General features: G+C 74.0%; 14 protein-coding genes. 5 read left to right on the top strand and 9 right to left on the bottom strand.

Annotation, left to right across the window (positions count from 1 at the left end):
* Positions 1-144: 144 nt before the first annotated feature.
* Positions 145-1,971: an endonuclease/exonuclease/phosphatase family protein gene (locus ACGFZL_RS29130; RefSeq protein WP_355174960.1), complete on the bottom strand. Its 1,827-nt coding sequence runs from the start codon at positions 1,969-1,971 to the stop codon at positions 145-147.
* A 335-nt stretch (positions 1,972-2,306) separates the two neighbouring features.
* On the opposite strand from ACGFZL_RS29130, the gene ACGFZL_RS29135 reads away from it, so the two are divergent.
* The 3 genes from ACGFZL_RS29135 to ACGFZL_RS29145 all read left to right on the top strand — a co-directional run bounded on the left by ACGFZL_RS29135 (position 2,307) and on the right by ACGFZL_RS29145 (position 6,303).
* Positions 2,307-3,734 (top strand): hypothetical protein, encoded by a 1,428-nt coding sequence (locus ACGFZL_RS29135; RefSeq protein WP_393696190.1) that lies wholly within the window; start codon positions 2,307-2,309, stop codon positions 3,732-3,734.
* Between the two features lie 240 nt (positions 3,735-3,974).
* A complete protein-coding gene (locus ACGFZL_RS29140; RefSeq protein WP_393696192.1) occupies positions 3,975-5,450 on the top strand; it encodes an alkaline phosphatase PhoX in 1,476 nt (491 codons plus the stop codon).
* A 262-nt stretch (positions 5,451-5,712) separates the two neighbouring features.
* The gene (locus ACGFZL_RS29145; RefSeq protein ID WP_393696194.1) at positions 5,713-6,303 is read left to right on the top strand and encodes a TetR/AcrR family transcriptional regulator; all 591 of its coding nucleotides are present in this window, start codon (positions 5,713-5,715) and stop codon (positions 6,301-6,303) included.
* Positions 6,304-6,339: 36 nt separating this feature from the next.
* Here the strand turns inward: ACGFZL_RS29145 and ACGFZL_RS29150 are convergent, their stop codons facing one another.
* The 7 genes from ACGFZL_RS29150 to ACGFZL_RS29180 form a co-directional block, all read right to left on the bottom strand.
* Positions 6,340-7,545 carry a TerD family protein gene (locus ACGFZL_RS29150; RefSeq protein ID WP_393696316.1) on the bottom strand — a complete coding sequence of 402 codons (1,206 nt, stop codon included), beginning with the start codon at positions 7,543-7,545 and terminating at the stop codon, positions 6,340-6,342.
* Positions 7,546-7,812: 267 nt separating this feature from the next.
* A complete protein-coding gene (locus tag ACGFZL_RS29155; RefSeq protein WP_393696196.1) occupies positions 7,813-8,802 on the bottom strand; it encodes a zinc-dependent alcohol dehydrogenase family protein in 990 nt (329 codons plus the stop codon).
* The gene (locus tag ACGFZL_RS29160) at positions 8,799-9,650 is read right to left on the bottom strand and encodes a carbohydrate ABC transporter permease (protein WP_393696198.1); all 852 of its coding nucleotides are present in this window, start codon (positions 9,648-9,650) and stop codon (positions 8,799-8,801) included. Before ACGFZL_RS29160 ends, ACGFZL_RS29155 begins: the two co-directional genes overlap by 4 nt.
* Entirely contained in the window at positions 9,647-10,588 is a 942-nt protein-coding gene (locus ACGFZL_RS29165) for a carbohydrate ABC transporter permease (RefSeq protein WP_393696200.1), read from the bottom strand. The genes ACGFZL_RS29160 and ACGFZL_RS29165 overlap by 4 nt, the downstream gene beginning before the upstream one ends.
* Positions 10,585-11,955, bottom strand: coding sequence for an ABC transporter substrate-binding protein (locus ACGFZL_RS29170; RefSeq protein WP_393696202.1), 1,371 nt, complete (start codon positions 11,953-11,955; stop codon positions 10,585-10,587). The genes ACGFZL_RS29165 and ACGFZL_RS29170 overlap by 4 nt, the downstream gene beginning before the upstream one ends.
* An 87-nt stretch (positions 11,956-12,042) precedes the next feature.
* Positions 12,043-12,813 (bottom strand): DeoR/GlpR family DNA-binding transcription regulator, encoded by a 771-nt coding sequence (locus tag ACGFZL_RS29175; protein ID WP_355174944.1) that lies wholly within the window; start codon positions 12,811-12,813, stop codon positions 12,043-12,045.
* A 265-nt stretch (positions 12,814-13,078) separates the two neighbouring features.
* Positions 13,079-13,888, bottom strand: a complete 810-nt coding sequence (locus ACGFZL_RS29180; protein ID WP_393696204.1) for an NAD-dependent epimerase/dehydratase family protein — start codon at positions 13,886-13,888, stop codon at positions 13,079-13,081.
* 174 nt (positions 13,889-14,062) lie between these two features.
* Here ACGFZL_RS29180 and ACGFZL_RS29185 point away from each other — a divergent pair, with 174 nt between their 5' ends.
* Together ACGFZL_RS29185 and ACGFZL_RS29190 are read left to right on the top strand one after the other, a co-directional pair.
* Positions 14,063-15,004, top strand: coding sequence for a 5-dehydro-4-deoxyglucarate dehydratase (locus tag ACGFZL_RS29185; protein ID WP_393696206.1), 942 nt, complete (start codon positions 14,063-14,065; stop codon positions 15,002-15,004).
* Positions 15,001-16,170 carry a hypothetical protein gene (locus tag ACGFZL_RS29190; protein WP_393696208.1) on the top strand — a complete coding sequence of 390 codons (1,170 nt, stop codon included), beginning with the start codon at positions 15,001-15,003 and terminating at the stop codon, positions 16,168-16,170. Before ACGFZL_RS29185 ends, ACGFZL_RS29190 begins: the two co-directional genes overlap by 4 nt.
* A gap of 48 nt (positions 16,171-16,218) precedes the next feature.
* Here the strand turns inward: ACGFZL_RS29190 and ACGFZL_RS29195 are convergent, their stop codons facing one another.
* A complete protein-coding gene (locus tag ACGFZL_RS29195) occupies positions 16,219-17,442 on the bottom strand; it encodes an MFS transporter (RefSeq protein WP_393696210.1) in 1,224 nt (407 codons plus the stop codon).
* Positions 17,443-17,517 lie beyond the last annotated feature (75 nt).

Genomic DNA, 17,517 nt, shown 5'->3' on the forward strand with positions numbered 1-17,517 from the left:
TCCTGGTTCAGGTACAAGGGTTCGGGTACGAGGCCGGTGCCCGTAGCCGACGGACGACGATCCCGAGGGGCGGCCTGGGGCGACGCCGTGTCCGAGGCACCGGACGCCGATCAGGGGCCCGCCTGACCTGCGGGCCCGCCTGACCTACGGGCGGAACCGCAGCACCTGCGGGTCGTGGTCGCTGATCTGGTCGTGGAACTCGGCGTTGATGTGCACGCTGTCGTACGCCAGATCGCCCTCGCGGCGGATCGACGGGCTGACCAGGATCTGGTCCAGGACCTGGGAGTTGCCCTGGTAGACGTACGTGTAACGCTGGTCGCGCGGCAGCGACTTGACCGCCGACCACAGGGCCCCGCCGTTCTCCAGGATCTTCGCGGTGTCGGAGAACTCGAAGTCGTTGATGTCGCCCAGCGCGATGACGTCCGCGCCGCGCTGGGCGGCGAGGATGTCCTTGACGAAGGCGTTCACCGCCGTCGCCTGCTGGTGCCGCTGGGTCTCCGACGAGCGCGACGGCGGCTGGTACTGCGCCGTCAGACCCAGGTCGCCGCCCTTGGAGTTGAGGTGGTTGGCGATGACGAAGACCGTCTGCCCGCGGAAGACGAACTCGCCGGCCAGCGGCTTGCGGCTGTTGGCCCAGGCGGGGTTCTGCGGGTCGACGCGGCCGGGGGAGTGGGTCAGCTGCGCCTGGCCGCGGACCTTCTGCACGCCGGTCGCGGTCGTGGCGTCGCCGGGCGCGCGGTCGGTGAAGGAGACCCGCTCGGGGTTGAACAGGAACGCCTGGCGGATGTTGCCGCCCGGTTCGCCGCCGTCCGCCTTGTCGACCGGGTCGATCGAACGCCACTCGTAACGCGGGCCGCCGGCCGCCACGATGGCGTCGATCAGCTTGCCGATCGTGGCGTCGGCGGCCACCGTGCCGTCGTCCGTGGCGCCGTTGTTGTCCTGGATCTCCTCCAGGGACACGATGTCGGGCGACTGGAGGTGGTGGACGATCGCGTCGGCGTGCGCGGCGAAGGTGGCGTCGGAGGGGTCGAGGTTCTCGACGTTGTACGTCGCCACGGCCAGCTCGCCGCGCCGCTGCGCGCGGGTCGTCTCGCGCTCGGTGCCGCCGTCGCGCAGGGTGCCGAGCGGGCCGGCGACGATCGTGTAGCCGCCGAACTGGTTGTAGTCCAGGGGCCCGGCGGTGGTGCCGGCCAGGGTGTCGCCGACGTCGGCGACCGGGAAGTCGGCCGGGGCGCCCTGGGACTGGATCTGGAGGCGGCCGGTGTTCTGGGCGTCGTAGGAGCCGTAGAGCGTGCCGCCCCGCTCGGTGGCATGCTCGCGCGGCTTCACCGTCACCCACAGCTCGGTGTACGGGTCGGAGGCGCCGACCACGCGGGCGTCGGTGACCTGGACGTTCATGCCCTCCAGGGACTCGTAGTAGTCCAGGGCGTACGTCTTCGGGCGCAGCGGCAGGGCGTTGACCGAGCCGTTCGCGGCCGGGTCGCCCGCGGGGGTGTAGGCGCTCGGCACCGAGCGGGCGGAGACGGTGACGGGGGCGGGGACGGCGTTGCCGCTGGAGGTCACGGTGACCGTCGGGCGGGTGATCTCCGTGACCGACTGGTAGCCGGAGGCGGTGCCGCCGGGGACGTACTCCGAGACCGTGCCGGAGACGGTGACGGCGTCGCCGACCGCGACCTTCGGGGCGGAGCTGGTGAAGACGAAGACGCCCTCGCTGGTCGCCGGGTCGGCGTCCGGGGCGGTGTCCTGCATCCAGAAGCCCTTGGAGGAGCCGTAGCCCCGGATTCCGGTGACGATTCCGGCCACGTCCGCGACCTGGCGGCCGGCGAAGGGGGAGAGCCGGGTGGTGCCCTGGATGTCGTGGACGCGTACGGAGTCGGCGTGCGCGGGCGAGCCGAGCACGACGAGGGAGGTCGCCGAGCAGGCGGCGGCGACGGTGAGCGCGGCGAGGCGCGCGGAGGACTTGCTGGCCAACGGGATTCCCTCCGGGGACGGGGTGGAGCGCCGGGACGAGGGTGGTGCGTGCGGTCCGTGGGCCGCACGAGGTCCTTGCGGAGGAGGGATCGGCACGGGTCGCGTGCGCGGCTGAGTGAACACTTGTCCCCCTCCTTCTACGCGCGTCAATCTCGCGCCTGGCCGCGGGAGTTGTCAAGGTTCCGGCCATGTACGGCACCCGGCGGGCAGCCGTCGTGGACGTGAACCGGGCGGCATGGGTGGAAACCCGTCTAGGCTGAGTCGTCGAGCGGTGCGGCGTCCGGATGTGCCCGGACGGCCGTACGGCGGTCGTCGCGTACGAGGAGAAACAGCCGATGTCAGACAGCTCCACCCTGCCGCCCGCGCGGCTGCGCCCCGAGGCGGAGCTGGCCCGCGACGCGCTGGCCGCGCCGGTGCTCGCCCGCGCCGCCCGGCTGGCCCGCTGGGCCGGTCCCGAGACCCGGGTGGACGCCGGGGGCGGCCTGGTGGAGGAGCAGGTGCCGGGCGCCGCCGAGGTGCTCGGGCTGACCGGCGACGACGCCGCCGCGTACGCGAGCGAGGCGTGGCGTATCGCGGTGGACACCGGCCTGGTGGAGATCCTGGACGAGGAGGCCGGCACCGTCGAGGCCGGCGAGGAGCTGGCCCTGCTCACCGGCGGCTCCCCGCAGGACGTCCTCGGGGTGTGGCTGACCGCGCTGGAGACCGTCCTCGCCGACGCGAGCGTGCCCGACCTCGACGAGGTGGTCGACGCGCTGGCCGAGGGCGGCGAGGTCGACCTCTCCCGGCTCGGCTGGGACCCGGAGGCCGAGGCCGAGTTCCTCGACGGCGTGCTCGGCAACCTGTACCTGCTCACCGTCGGCGCGGAGGCCCCCGGCGACAGCCCGGTGCCGCTGCCGGCGCTCGCGGCGTCGGTCCTTGTGCCCGGCGACATGGACGAGCCCAGCAACGACGTCCTGGAGCGGGTCTCCGACGCGATGATGCGCCTGGACGACCAGTTCCGGCTCCTTGAGCCGGCCGGGCTCGTCGCCTACCAGCCGGTGGACGAGGCCCTGATGGCCGACGCGGACGAGGAGCCCGCGCCCCCGGTGGACGACACCGACGTGGCCCGGTACGGCATGGTGCGCCTCACGCCGCTCGGCCTGTACGGGCTGCGCGCCCGGCTCCTGGAGGCCGGGTACGACGCGCCGGCCGTGGGAGACCTGGCCGACAAGGGCGCCGACGCGCTGCTCGACGGCACCGCGGCCTACCCGCCGCCGGCCGCCCACGCCGAGACCGAGCAGTGGCTGGGCCGGCGCGACCCGCTCGCCGCGGCGCGCGAGCTGCTGGCCGCCGCGCGCGGCACCGACCCGGGCGCCCCGCTGCGGCGGCTGCGCTGCCAGCAGGCGCTGTCTCTGGTCGGCGCCGAGGCCGAGCCCGCGCTGCGCGAGGTCCTGGACGACGCCGAGCTGGGCGGCCTGGCCCGGGTCTGGCTGACCGAGCACGGCGCCGGGGACGTGCCCGCGCCGCCGGAGGAGATGGTCTTCTGGCTGACCATCGACACCGTGGCCGCGCAACTCGCCGCCGAGGGCAACTCCGAGGAGCTGCGCGAGCTGGTGCAGGGCCTGGCCCGGCAGCACGGCGGCTTCTTCGACACGGCCTGGCGCGTCGGCCACCCCGCCACGGCGGACGTCCTGGAGGCGATGGGCCGGCTGCACCCGGACAAGAAGGTCGCCAAGGAGGCCCGCAAGGCGGCGTTCAAGGCGCGGTCGCAGCAAGGGGGCTGACGCCCGGCGGTGGCTCGCGCCGGCGCGGAGGCCGGTGCAGGAGCCGGCCGGGGCCGGTCGAGGGGGCCGGCGCGGGGAGTGGTCGGCGCCGGCAAGCGGGAGGGGGCCGGTGCCCCGCCGGGTTCACCTGAGCGAGCGACGGCCTGCCGGGCGGTGTTCAACCGCCGTTCAGACATGCGCGGGACCGTGGCGCCGGACCGAGATCCGTCATCCACGGCCTCCCCACCGTCAGGAGACAGCATGTCGCTCACCCGCAGGGACTTCACCCGACGATCCGCGCTCTCCGGGGCCGGCGTCGCGCTGGCGGGCAGCGTCGGTGCCCTCGCCACCGCCCCGAACGCCCTCGCCGCCACGGACACCGTGGTCTTCGGCGGGGAGGCGGCGCACGGCGACGGCCACGGAGACGGACACGGCCACGGCACCGTGGGCTACGGCCCCCTGCTCGACGATCCGCACGGCATCCTCGCCCTGCCCGCCGGCTTCACCTACCGGGTCGTCACCCACAGCGGGCGCACCAGGCTGGAGTCCGGCGAGTACACGCCCTCCAACCACGACGGCACCGCCGCCTTCGACGGCCCGCGCGGCAGCACCCTGCTGGTCAACAACCACGAGCTGGGCGGCCCCCGCGCCGGCTGGGAGCACCCGGTGCCGCTCACCGAGGGCCTCGTCTACGACCCCGCCGCGGCCGGCGGCTGCACGGTGGTCGAGGTCCGCCCCGGCCACCACGTCGCCGAGTGGGTCGGCATCGCCGGCACCGCCACCAACTGCGCGGGTGGCAGCACCCCTTGGGGCACCTGGCTGACCTGCGAGGAGACCGAGGACCGGGCCGGCGCCAACGGCATGACCAAGGACCACGGCTACGTCTTCGAGGTCGACCCCGAGGACCGCCGGGCCAACCGGAACCCCAAGCCCCTGAAGGCGCTGGGCCGTTACGCCCACGAGGCCGTCGTGGTCGACCCCCGGCGCGGCCACCTCTACCTCACCGAGGACGCCTCCGGGCCCAACGGCCTCCTCTACCGCTGGACCCCGCCGGAGGGCTTCCGGCACGGCCGGGGCCGGCTCCGCACCCTCGCCGACGACGCCGGGGTGCTCCAGGCGTTCCGGTGCTTCGACTCCGGCGGCTCGTTCGTGGACGACCTCTCCCGTGCGACGAAGACCGGCACCGTCTACGGCGTCGACTGGATCGACGTCCCCGACCGCGACGCCCGCACCACCAGCGTCCGCAAGCAGTTCACCGGCGCGCAGGTCACCCGGGCCCGCAAGCTGGAGGGCATGTGGTGGGCCGACGGCGGCACCTACATCGTCTCCTCCTACGCCCGCGCCGAGAGCCCCGGCCGCCCGCACGACGGCCAGGTCTGGTTCTACGACCCGAGCCGCCGCACCCTCACCCTGAAGGTGCTGCTCGGCGTCAACGCCGACCCTGCGGCCGACGGCGCGTTCGACGGCCCCGACAACATCACCGTCTCCCCGTACGGCGGCCTGGTCATCGCCGAGGACGGCGCGGGCGTCCAGCACCTCTTCGGCGCCACCGACAGCGGGCGCACGTATCCCATCGCCCGCAACGAGCTGAACCTCGGCACGGCCGAGGAGCCGGAGTACAGCGAATTCACCGGCGTCACCTTCTCACCCGACGGCCGCACCCTGTACGCCAACATCCAGACACCGGGAATCATGCTGGCCGTCACCGGACCGTGGAAGCGGCACAAGCGCCGGTGAGGCCGGCCTGCCTCAGTCCCTCGCCGAGGGCAGGGAGAAGCCGTCCATGTAGTCGCGTACTGACGGGTGCAGCGCCACCTCGTGGATCCGCTCGGGGCGGGCGGCGGTAGCGCTCCAGGACGTCGCGGGGCGTGGCGGGGGGCTCGGCGGACGTGGCGGGCATGGGTGTGATCCCCTCGGCAAGCCCGCGTAAGCGGGGACTGTCTCCGTTTGGTGCCGACTAAGGTACGGAGACGGTCCCCGGTTGGCAAGGAGGGTGGGGATGGACGCTGTCCGGCCCATGCGCGCCGATGCCCGGCGCAACTACGAGCGGCTGCTCGCCGTGGCCGCGCGGGCCTTCGCCGAGCACGGGGAGAACGCCTCGCTCGACGACATCGCCCGGCGGGCCGGGGTGGGGTCCGGGACGCTGTACCGGCACTTCCCCAACCGGCAGGCCCTGCTCGAGGCCGTGTACGTGGGGCGGATCGAGGCGCTCGCCGCGCGGGCCGACGTACTGACCGGGGAACTGCCGCCGGGCGAGGCCCTGGTCGCGTGGCTCGGCGAGATGTGCGCCGTCACCATCCAGGTGCGCGGGCTCAAGGCGCTGCTCGGCTCGGCCGTCGCGGACGGCGGCGCGGTGGTGACTGCCTGCGGGACCTGCCTCAAGGACGCCGCGGGGCGGCTGTGCGCGGCGGCGCGGGCCGAGGGGACGCTGCGGGAGGACGTCGAGGCGGTGGAGGTGCTGCGGCTCGCCCACGCGGTGGCGACGGCGTCCGAGCTGGCCGGGGGCGGGGAGGAGCAGATCCGGCGGTATCTGGCGCTGGTGGTGGACGGGTTGCGGGGCGACTCCGACTCCGGTTCCGGGCCCGGGTAGGGGGCGCCCCGTCCGTGGGCGACCGCGGGGCCTCCGTTACAGCGCCTCCGCCGCCGGCTTCACCATGCCGCGGACCGTGCGGGCCTTGAGGAAGGTGCCCATCGCCGTCATGTCCCACTCCCCGGAGTACTGGCGGACCAGCTTCGCCATCATCACGCCGGTCTGCGGCTCGGCGTCGGTCAGGTCGAAGCGGACCAGCTCCTCGCCGGTCGCGGCGTCCAGCAGGCGGCAGTACGCCTTGGCGACCTCCGTGAACTTCTGGCCGGAGAAGGAGTTCACCGTGAAGACCAGGCCGGTCACCTCCTGCGGCAGGGCGCCCAGGTCGACGGTGATCACCTCGTCGTCGCCGCCGCCCTCGCCGGTGAGGTTGTCGCCGGAGTGGCGGATGGCGCCGCGCACGATCTGGAGCTTGCCGAAGTAGCAGCTGTCGATGTGGTTGCGCTGCGGGCCGTAGGCGATGACCGAGGCGTCCAGGTCGATGTCCTTGCCGCGGTACGCCGGCTCCCAGCCGAGGCCCATCTTCACCTGGGTGAGGACCGGGCGGCCGCCCTTGACCAGGGAGACGGTCTGGTTCTTCTGGAGGCTGACGCGGCCCTTGTCGAGGTTGATCTTGCCGGGGGCGGGCGTGGGCGCGGGGGCCTGGGCGGGGGGAGCCGGGGGTGCGGCCGGCGGGGGCGGGGTGGTGGCCTGCTGCGGCGGGGCGGCGGCCGGCTGCGGGGGCGCGGTGGGCTGGGGCGGGGTGGCCGCCGGTTCCTCCACCGTCACGCCGAAGTCCGTGGCGATGCCCGCCAGGCCGTTGGCGTAGCCCTGGCCGACCGCGCGGGCCTTCCAGGCGCCGCCGCGGAGATAGACCTCCACGACCACCAGCGCCGTCTCGGCGCCGAGCTGCGGGGGTGTGAAGGTGGCCAGGACCGAGCCGTCGTCCGCGTCGCGGAGGGTGGCCGTGGGTTCGATGCCCTGGAAGGTCTGGCCGGCGGCGTCGGGGCTGGCGGTGACGACGATCTTCTCGATGCCCGGGGGGACGGCGGTGGTGTCGACCGTGATCGCGTCCGGGGCGGTGCCGTTGCCGGAGCGGTGGGTGACGCCCTGGCCGGTGGGCTGGTTGTAGAAGATGAAGTCGTCGTCCGAGCGGACCTTGCCGTCGGTGGTGAGGAGGAGGCCCGAGACGTCCAGGCGTACGGGGGCGGCGACGTCCACCGTGACGCGGGGGGCGGCGAGGGGGATGTTCGAGCCGGGGGTCATAGCGGTCATGCCGGGTGAACGAGCGAGGGGGCTTTACCGTTCCCTTACCGTTGCGCGTCCGCTGGGTGGGGAGGAGTTCTTCGCCCCCGCCGCCCCTACCCTTCCCGTCCCCGGGGGCTGCGCCCCCGGACCCCCCTGTCGGCCTTCGGCCTCGTCCTCAAACGCCGGACGGGCTGGATCTTGCCGTGCGGGCTGGATGTTGCCGGACGGGCTGGATGTTGCCGTGCGGGCTGGATGTTGTCGTGCGGGCCAGGAAGAAGATGCCGCCTACGGCACCACCACGATCTTCCTCCCCACCCCCGCCGCGAACTGCTCCAGCGCCTCCGGGTAGCGGTCCAGGGGGATGCGGTCGCTGATGAAGACCTCCGGGTCCAGGACGCCGTTCGCGAACAGCTCCGCCGCTCGTTCGTAGCTGTGCAGGACCGCCATCGAACCGGTGATGGTGATCTCCTGGTTGTAGATCCGGTACGGATCGATCGTCACCCGCGTCGCGTAGTCCGCCACGCCGAACTGGAGGAACGTGCCCGCCTTGGCGACCCGGTCCAGGCCGTCCTGGATCGCCGCCGCGTTGCCCGTCGCGTCGATGACCAGGTCCCAGCCCTGGGGGCGGTCCAGCTCGTCGGCGTTCGGTGCCGTGGACGTCACGCCGAGGGAGCGGGCCGTGGCCAGGCGGGTCGGGTTGAGGTCGACCATGTCGACGCTGGCCGCGCCGGTGCGTTTGGCCAGCTCCAGCATCATCAGGCCCATCGTGCCGGAGCCGTAGATCAGGACGTGCGCGCCGAGGCGGGACTGGAGGACGTCGTAGCCGCGGACCGCGCAGGACAGCGGCTCGATCAGCGCCGCGTCCTCGGTGCGGACGTGCTCGGGCAGCTTCACACAGTTCGCCACCGGGGCCACCGCGTACGTCGCCGCGCCGCCGGCCGTCGTCACACCGATGGCCGCCCAGCGTTCGCAGAGGTTGTTGTGGCCGGTGCGGCAGTAGCGGCACTCGTGGCAGTAGAGGGAGGGGTCGACGGCCACGCGGTCGCCGGGGGAGACCTCCGTGACCTGCTTGCCCATCCCGACCACCGTGCCGGCGAACTCGTGGCCCGGCACGATGGGCAGCTTCGGGGCGAACTCGCCCTGCAGGATGTGCAGGTCGGTGCCGCACAGGCCGCAGGCGGCGACCTCCACGACGACCTCGCGCGGGCCCGGCGCCGGGTCGGGGACCTCGGTGACCACGGCGCGGCCCACGGACTCGATGACGGCGGCCTTCATTTCACGGCTCCCAACGACAGGCCCTGGACCAGCTTGTCCTGGGCGGCGAACCCCGCGGCGAGCACCGGCAGGGAGATGACGAGCGACGCGGCGCACACCTTGGCCAGGAACAGGCCCTGGCTGGTGATGAAGCCGGTCAGGAAGACGGGGGCCGTCTCGGCGACGACGCCCGTCAGCACCCGGGCGAAGAGCAGTTCGTTCCAGCTGAAGATGAAGCAGATGAGGGAGGTCGCGGCGATGCCGGGGAGGGCTATCGGGGCCACCACCCGGGTGAGGATCGTGGGCAGGCTCGCGCCGTCCACCCGGGCCGCCTCGATCACCGCCGCCGGGACCTCGGCCAGGAAGGACTGCATCATCCACACCGCGATCGGCAGGTTCATCGAGGTGTACAGGATGACCAGGAGCCAGATGTTGTCCAGCAGGTCGGTGTTCTTGGCGAAGAGGTAGATCGGCAGCAGGCCCGCCACCACCGGCAGCATCTTGGTGGAGAGGAAGAAGAACAGGACGTCCGTCCACTTCTTCACCGGGCGGATCGAGAGGGCGTAGGCGGCGGGCAGGGCCAGGAGCAGGACCAGGAGGGTGGAGGCGAGCGACGCCACCGCCGAGTTGGCCAGCGCCGGCCACGGGCTCGCGCCGCCGCCCGCGCCGAAGAACTCCCGGTAGCCGTCCAGCGTCAGCGACGCCCCGAAGGACGGTGGGTTGGTGGCCGCGTCCTCCTCCGAGTGGAAGGAGGTCAGCGCCATCCAGGCGATGGGCAGGAAGAAGACGATCCCGGCCAGCCAGGCCACCAGGGCGAGGCCCCGGCCGCCCCTGCGGCGGTGGGCCGGTCGTGCGGCGACGGTGCTCATGCGCGGGACGCCTCCTCGCGGAACAGGGACGACACCACGCGCAGCGCGAAGGTCGCGATGATGATCGAGCCGATGACGACCAGGACGCCGGCCGCCGAGGCGAGGCCGTTCTCGTGGGCCTGGTAGAAGCTCTGGTAGACGGTGTAGGGCAGGTTGGCCGTGCCCAGGCCGCCGGAGGTGATCGTGAAGACCGCGTCGAAGTTCTGCACGATGTAGATCGAGCCGAGCAGGGCGCCCAGTTCGAGGTAGCGGCGCAGGTGGGGCAGGGTCAGATGGACGAAGATCTGCCAGTCGCCCGCGCCGTCCACCCGGGCGGCCTCGATCTGCTGCTGGTCCCGGCTCTGCAGCCCCGCCAGCAGGATCAGCATCATGAACGGCGTCCACTGCCAGACGAGGGACAACTCGACCGCCAGGAGCGGGGTGTTGGAGATCCAGTCCGGCTCGGGGCCGCCGACGTAGTGCAGCAGGCCGTTCAGCAGGCCGTACTCCGGGTTGTAGAGGACGTGCTTCCACAGCAGGGCCGCGGCCACCGGGACCACCAGGAACGGGGCGATCAGCAGGGTGCGGACCACGCCCCGGCCGCGGAAGCGGCGGTCCAGGAGCAGGGCGAGGGCCAGGCCCAGGGCGAGGCTGACCAGGACCACCGCCGCCGTCAGCAGGATCGTCGTCCACACCGACTTGCGCAGGTCCGGGTCGGTGAGGACGTCGGAGTAGTTGGCGAAGCCGGTGAAGTGGCGGGCGTCCGGGTAGAGGGCGTTCCAGTCGAAGAAGCTGATCACCAGGGTGGCCACGAAGGGCAGTTGGGTGACCGCGATCATGAAGACCAGGGCGGGCAGGAGCGGGGCGCGGGTGGCCCAGGCGCGCAGCCGGGGCGAGGGCGCGCGGAGGGGGGTGCGGACGTCGGGTGCGGCCGGGGCGGCCGTCGTCGTGGCGGTCATCGTCCCTCGTACTCCTCGGAGATCTTCTCGGCGAGCTGCTGGGACTTCTTCAGGGCCTCCTCGACGGACTGCCGTCCGGCGATGGCCGCGCTGATCTCCTGGGAGACCTTGGTCCCGAGGTCGGTGAACTCGGGGATGCCGACGAACTGGATGCCGGGGGCGGGCCGGGGCTGTACGCCGGGGTTCTTCGGCTTGGCGCCCTCGATGGCCTCCTTGGTCATCTCCTGGAAGGCGGCGGCCTCCTTGCGGTAGTCCGGGTTCCGGTACGTCGAGGCGCGCTTGCCGGCCGGGACGTCGGACCAGCCGACCTGGTCGCCGACGAGCTGCTCGTAGCCCTTGCCGGACGCCCAGGAGACGAACTTCCAGGCTTTGTCGGGGTTGCGGGACGCCTTCTGGATGCCCCAGGCCCAGGTGTAGAGCCAGCCCGCGGAGTCCGTCTTCTCGACCGGGGCGGGCGCGTAGCCGATCCTGCCCTTGACCGGGGAGTCGGCCGACTCCAGCGAGCCGGCCGCGGAGGTGGCGTCGTACCACATGGCGACCTTGCCCTGGGTGAGGTTGTTCAGGCACTCCGCGAAGCCGGACTGGGCGGCGCCGGACTCGCCGTGGTCGCGGACCAGGTCGACGTAGAACTTCACCGCCTTCTGCCACTCGGGGGAGTCCAGGCGGGCCGTCCAGTCCTTCTCGAACCAGGTGCCGCCGAAGGTGTTGACCACCGTCGTCAGCGGGGCCATCAGCTCGCCCCAGCCGGGCAGTCCGCGCAGGCAGACGCCCTTCATGCCGGGCCGTGCGCCGTCCAACTGTTCGGCGAGCGATGCCACTTGGGTCCAGGTGGGGTGCTCGGGCATCTTCAGGCCCTTCGCGGCAAGGACGTCCTTGCGGTACATCAGGAAGGACGACTCGCCGTAGAAGGGCTGGCCGTAGAGCTTGCCGTCCGCCGCGGTGAGGGACTCGCGCATCGGGCCGAGGACGTCCTGCTCGTCGTAGGCCGGGTCCTTGGCGACGTACGAGTCCATCTCGTGCAGCCACTCGTTGCGGGCGTAGATCGGTATCTCGTAGTTGGAGAGGGTGGCGACGTCGTACTGCCCCGCCTGGTTGGCGAAGTCCTGGCTGATCTTGTCGCGGACGTCGTTCTCCGGCAGCACGGTGAAGTTCACCTTGATGCCGGTCTCCTTGGTGAAATGGGCGGCGGTGAGCTTCTGCAGCTCCACCATCTGGGGGTTGTTGACCATCAGGACGTTGACGGCGTTCCCGCCTGCGCCGGCCCCGCCGGCCCCGGCCCAGCAGCCGGTGAGCAGCGGGGCGAGCAGCGTCCCTGCGGCGGCCGCGGCGAGCATCGCCCGCGGCCTCCGCCGGCTCGGGGTTCGCATGGATCGCTCCTGGAGGTATGGGGAGTAGGGGGACATATGGGGTGCGTGCGGGTGTCCGGCCGCCCCGAGGGGCTCATGGGGGAGCGGTCAGACGCGGATGACCTGCGGGCCGAGCAGGGCGTAGCGGTGTGCCTCCGAGGTGGGCAGCAGGGTGCTGGTGACGATCGCCTCCAGGGCGCCGACCTCCGCGAACCGGCAGAAGCTGACCGCCCCGAACTTGGTGTGCGTGCCGGCGAAGACCGTGCGGCGGGCGGCGCGGATCGCCTGCGCCTTGACCTCGCTGACCGCCGGGTCGGGCGTGGTCAGGCCGTGTTCGCGGGAGATGCCGTTGGCGCCGATGTAGGCCAGGTCGACCACGAAGCCGGCCAGCATCTTCGTCGTCCAGTGGTCCACCGTGGCCAGCGTGCCCGGGCGGACCCGGCCGCCGAGCAGCAGCACCGAGACCTGCTCGGCCTCCGCCAGGGCGCCGGCCACCGGCAGCGAGGCGGTCACCACGGTCAGCGGCCGGTCCCTCGGCAGCGCCTCGGCGATGAGCTGGGGCGTGAAGCCCTCGTCGACGAAGACCGTCTCGGCGTCCCCGAGCAGCTCGGCCGCCGCGGCGGCGACCCGGCGCTTCTCGGGGACGTGGCTGGTGGCGCGGAAGGCGAGCGTCGTCTCGAACCCGGCGCTCTCCACCGGGTAGGCGCCGCCGTGGGTGCGGCGGACCAGGCCGTGGTCCTCCAGGGCGCGCAGGTCGCGCCGGACGGTCTCCTTGGCCACGCCCAGCTCGGCCGCGAGGGAGGTCACGTCGACCGAGCCGGTGGCGCGGGCCGCGCGCACGATCTCGCGCTGCCGTTCCTCCGCCGTCCGCGTGCTCACGTCGAACACCACCCGCCTCACCGCCTCCGTGCCCGTTCGGGCCCCGGCCGGGCCCTCGGAGGAAGTTGTACAGCGGCCGTGCGGCACCGACCAGGTCCCTCGCGCGCCCGATGCTGCCCGATCGGGCCCGTTTCGGCCCTCCCGTGCCCGTCGCGGACCTGGGCGGCAGCGGCGCGGTGGGTGGGAACGGGCGGTGCGGGTGCCCGGATACCGGGGCGGGCGGGTCCGTTCGGCGCCCGCCGGTCCGCTGCGGCGGGGCGTTCCGTCAGTGGGGCCAGACCGGCGGGTCGGTGACGAAGGGGCCGCCGAGGAGCGCCTGCGCCGGGTCGGCCGGGTCGAGATCGCCCTCGTCGGCGAGGAGTCGCGCGGCGTACGGCTCCGAGTCGTCGCACGGCGTGTAGCCGAGGGCCCGCGCGGAGGTGAGGTCCCAGCGCAGGCGGGTGTTGGCGGAGGAGCCGTACACCACGGTGTGACCGACGTCGGGCGCGGTGAGCGCGGCGTGGAAGAGGCGGGCGCCGTCGGCGGGGCTCAGCCAGATCGAGAGCATGCGCACGCTGGTCGGCTCGGGACGGCAGGAGCCGATGCGGACGGAGACGGTCTCCAGGCCGTGCCGGTCCCAGTAGAGCTGGGCGAGGTCCTCGCCGAAGGACTTGGACAGGCCGTAGAAGGTGTCCGGGCGGCGCGGGGTGTCGACGGGGATAGGGGGCTCGCCGGGCCGGGGCCAGGGGGTGTGGCCGACGGCGTGGTTGGAGGAGGCGAAGACGATCCGCCGGACGCCCTCCTCGCGGGCGGCCTCGTACAGATGGTAGGTGCCCTCGATGTTCGCCCTGAGGATCTTCTCGAACGGCGCCTCGAGCGAGATGCCGGCCAGGTGCAGGACCGCGTCCACGCCGCGCACCGCCTCGCGCAGGGCCGCCCGGTCGGCGAGGTCGGCGGTGACCGCGTCCGGCTCGCCCTCGACGGGGCGCACGTCGAGGCAGCGCAGTTCGTAGCCGAAGGCGGGCAGCAGATTGCGCATCATCGTGCCGAGCGCGCCGGCGGCGCCGGTCAGCAGAAGCGTGCGGGGTTCGGGCATCCTGGCGACTCCTCCGGCCTCGCGCGACGTCGAGCGGCTCTCCTGTGCCTTCTCCTGCTCGCGGCGGCGGGCCGTATGCACTTGACCGGCCTTCGAGGGCGGCCTAGCGTGAGCGGATCGCAGTGGTTCATGTATGTGTACGCAGATCATATTGGTGAAAGCGTGGACGCGCCCATGACACCGGCCTCCCTCGCCGTCCGGCTCATGATCCCGAGCGGGCCGCTGTTCTTCCCCGTCACCGCCTTCGGTCCCGGCGGCGGGGTCGACCTCGACGCCTACCGCGCCCACGTGCGCCAGGGCGTCGAGGCCGGTGCCGCCGCCGTGTTCGCCTGCTGCGGCACCGGCGAGTTCCACGCGCTGACCCCGGAGGAGTTCCAGGAGTGCGTGCGCGCCGCCGTCGCGGAGACCGCGGGGCGGGTGCCGGTCGTCGCCGGCACCGGCTACGGCACCGCCCTCGCCGTGCGCTTCGCCCGCCTCGCCGAGGAGGCCGGCGCCGACGGGCTGCTCGCCCTGCCGCCCTACCTGGTCGCGGCCGGCCAGGAGGGGCTGCTGCGCCACTACCGCGCGGTGGCTGCCGCGACCGCGCTGCCCGTGATCGTCTACCAGCGCGACAACGCCGTCCTCACCCCCGAGACCGTGGTCGAACTGGCCCGCACGGACGGGGTGATCGGCCTGAAGGACGGGGTCGGCGACCTCGGCCTGATGCAGCGGATCGTCAGCGCCGTACGGACCGAGGTCCCCGGCGGGTTCCTGTACTTCAACGGCCTGCCGACCGCCGAGCAGACGCAGCTCGCCTACCGCGCGCTCGGCGTCACCCTCTACTCCTCGGCCGTCTTCTGCTTCGCCCCCGAACTCGCCCTCGCCTTCCACCGGGCGCTGCACACCGGCGACGACGCCACCGCGCACCGGCTCCTCGACGGCTTCTTCCGCCCCTTCGTGGAGCTGCGCGCCGAGGGGCGCGGCTACGCCGTCTCGCTGGTCAAGGCGGGCGTGCGGCTGCGCGGCTCCGACGTCGGGGAGGTGCGCCCGCCGCTGCACGAACCGGCGGCGGAGCACGTCGAGCGGCTCGCCCGGCTCACCGAGCGCGGGTACGCGCTGCTCGCGGACGCCCGGTGAAGGCGTCGGCGTTCCTCTACCCGTGGGACGTCGTCGGCGACCCGGCCGCGCCCGGCACCGTCGCCCGCACCGGCGTCCGCCAGGTGACCCTCGCCGCCGCCTACCACTCCACCCGCGCCCTGACCCCCCGCCACCCCCGGCACCGGATCGTCACCGCCGAGCACGCCGCCGTCCTCTACCCGCCGGACGCCCGCTGGACGGGACGCGCCCTGCGGCCCCGCCCGGCCGGCGCCTGGGCGCCCGGCGACGCCTGGGGCGAGGCCGCGGGGGCGCTCGCGGACGCCGGTCTCGAGGTGCACACCTGGGTGGTGCTCGCGCACAACAGCCGGCTCGGCGCCGAACACCCGCACACCTCGGTCGTCAACGCCTACGGCGACCGCTACCCCTGGGCGCCCTGCGTCGCCCAGCCCGCCACCCGCGCCCTCCTCACCGACCTGGCCGCCGAGGCGGCGGTGCGGCCCGGGGCGCGCGGCACCGAACTGGAGTCCCTGGGCTGGTACGGCCTCGCGCACCCGCACGCCCACGACAAGACCGCCGGGGTCGGGCTCGGCGACGCAGGGCAGTACCTCATGGCGCTCTGCTTCTGCCCCGACTGCCGCGCGGGCTACGGCACCCAGGGCCTGGACGCGGACCGGCTGGCCGCCGCCGTGCGCGACGCCCTCGGACCCGTCTGGCGCGGTGCGGCGCCGTCCGGCGGGGGCTGGGCGGGCGTGGCGCGGCTGCTCGGCGCGGAGGCCGCGCGGGGCACGCGCGCGTGGCGGGACGAACGGGCCCGCACCCTCCAGGAGGCGGCCGTCGCGGCGGTACGGGCCGCGGCGCCGGCCGGCTTCCAAGTGCTGCTCCACGCCGACCCGGTGTCCTACCACTGCGGGGCGAACGCCGGCGTCGACCCCGGGCACGTCCTGTCCGTCGCGGACGGCGTGGTGGTGCCCTGCGCGGGCGGCGACGCCGGGCTGCTCACCCCGTTCGCCGAACGGGCCGGGACCGGCGCCGTCCTCGCCGCCAACCTCACCGTCGTCGCCGGGCTCGGCGGCCGGCCCGGCGACCTCGCCGCCGACGCGGCCCGCGCGCGGGACCTCGGGGCGACCGAACTGCGCCTCTACCACCTGGGACTGGCATCGGACACCGACCTGGCGGCGGTGCGCGCGGGGCTCGCCGGTCGTTGAGCCGACGCCGGCGCGGTCGCGTCGTCAGGGCCGGTGCGGGGTCGGGGCCTAGGACATCGACTTGGCGGCGGTGCGCGCGGGGCGTGCCGGCCGCTGGGCCAGTACCAGCGCGGTCGTGAGCAGCACCGCGCCCAGGGCGGGCAGCAGCAGCCACAGGCCGGCCACTCCCACCAGCGCCGCGCCGACGGCCAGGCCGAGCACGTTCGGCCCGAACACCAGGGTGTCGCTCGCGGCGGCGGCCCGGCCGCGCAGCACCGCCGGGGTCTCGCGCTGCACGGCGGTCAGGGCCGCGATCAGCACCGCCGGGAGCCCGATGCCGACCGCCGCGCTCGACGCCAGCACCACCGGTTCCACCGGCACGGCCCGCACCGCCACCGCCGCCCCGAACAGCCCGATCCCGGCCGCCGCGAACCACCGGTCGCCGAGGTGCCGCAGGGCGGGCCCGGCCAGCAGCCCGCCCGCCACCGAACCGGCGCCCTGCACCGCGTACAGCACGCCCGCGTACGCCGGGGGGCGGCCGAGCGAGTCGACGACCGGGTAGAGCGTCGCGCCGCCGATGCCCGCGCAGAGCATCGTCACGCCGCCGGCCAGCACCAGCGGGCGCAGCCCGGGGTGCCGCCACAGGTGCCGGGCGCCCTCGGCCGTCCGCTCCCACCAGTGCCCCGCCGGCGGCTCCGGCGGCGCCTCGCGCACCCGCACCGCCGCGCAGAGCCCGGCGGCCAGCACGAAGGTCGCCGCGTCGAGGAGCGCCACCGCCCGGCCGCCGTACGCGGCGTACAGGCCGGCGCCGGTCAGCGGGGCCACCAGCTTCATGCCCTCGGTGACCGTCATCCGCAGCCCGTTGAAGTCGCCCAGCAGGCGCGGGGCGACGGCGGCGGCGACCAGCGCCGACTCGGCGGCGTCGTGCACCACACCAAGGGCGCCGTACCCGACCAGGACCGCGAAGAGCAGCCAGAGCCGGTCCGCCGAGCCCACGGCCAGGAGGGCGAGGAGCAGCAGGGCCGAGGCCAGGTTCAGGGCGATCAGCAGCGGCCGGCGCCGGCCGCGGTCGGCGAGGGTGCCGAGCGCCGGGCCCGCCAGGGTCGGCAGCCACAGGGCGAGCAGGCAGAGCGCGGCCAGGCCGTCGGAGCCGGTGAGGCCCTTCACCCACACGCCGCACGCCAGCCACATCGCGGAGCTGCCGAAGCGGGAGACCACCGCCCCGGCGAGGAACAGGCCCGCGTCGCGGTCGCGCACCACGCGCACCAGGGGCCAGGTCGAAGTCGTCGTCATGTCCGACGAGCCTCGGTCTGAGTGGGGCGGACCGGCATCGGGCAGGTGCCCCAGGAAAGCGGCCGTCGACCGATG

This window comes from Streptomyces sp. NPDC048182 (genome assembly GCF_043202555.1).
Classification (GTDB): domain Bacteria; phylum Actinomycetota; class Actinomycetes; order Streptomycetales; family Streptomycetaceae; genus Streptomyces.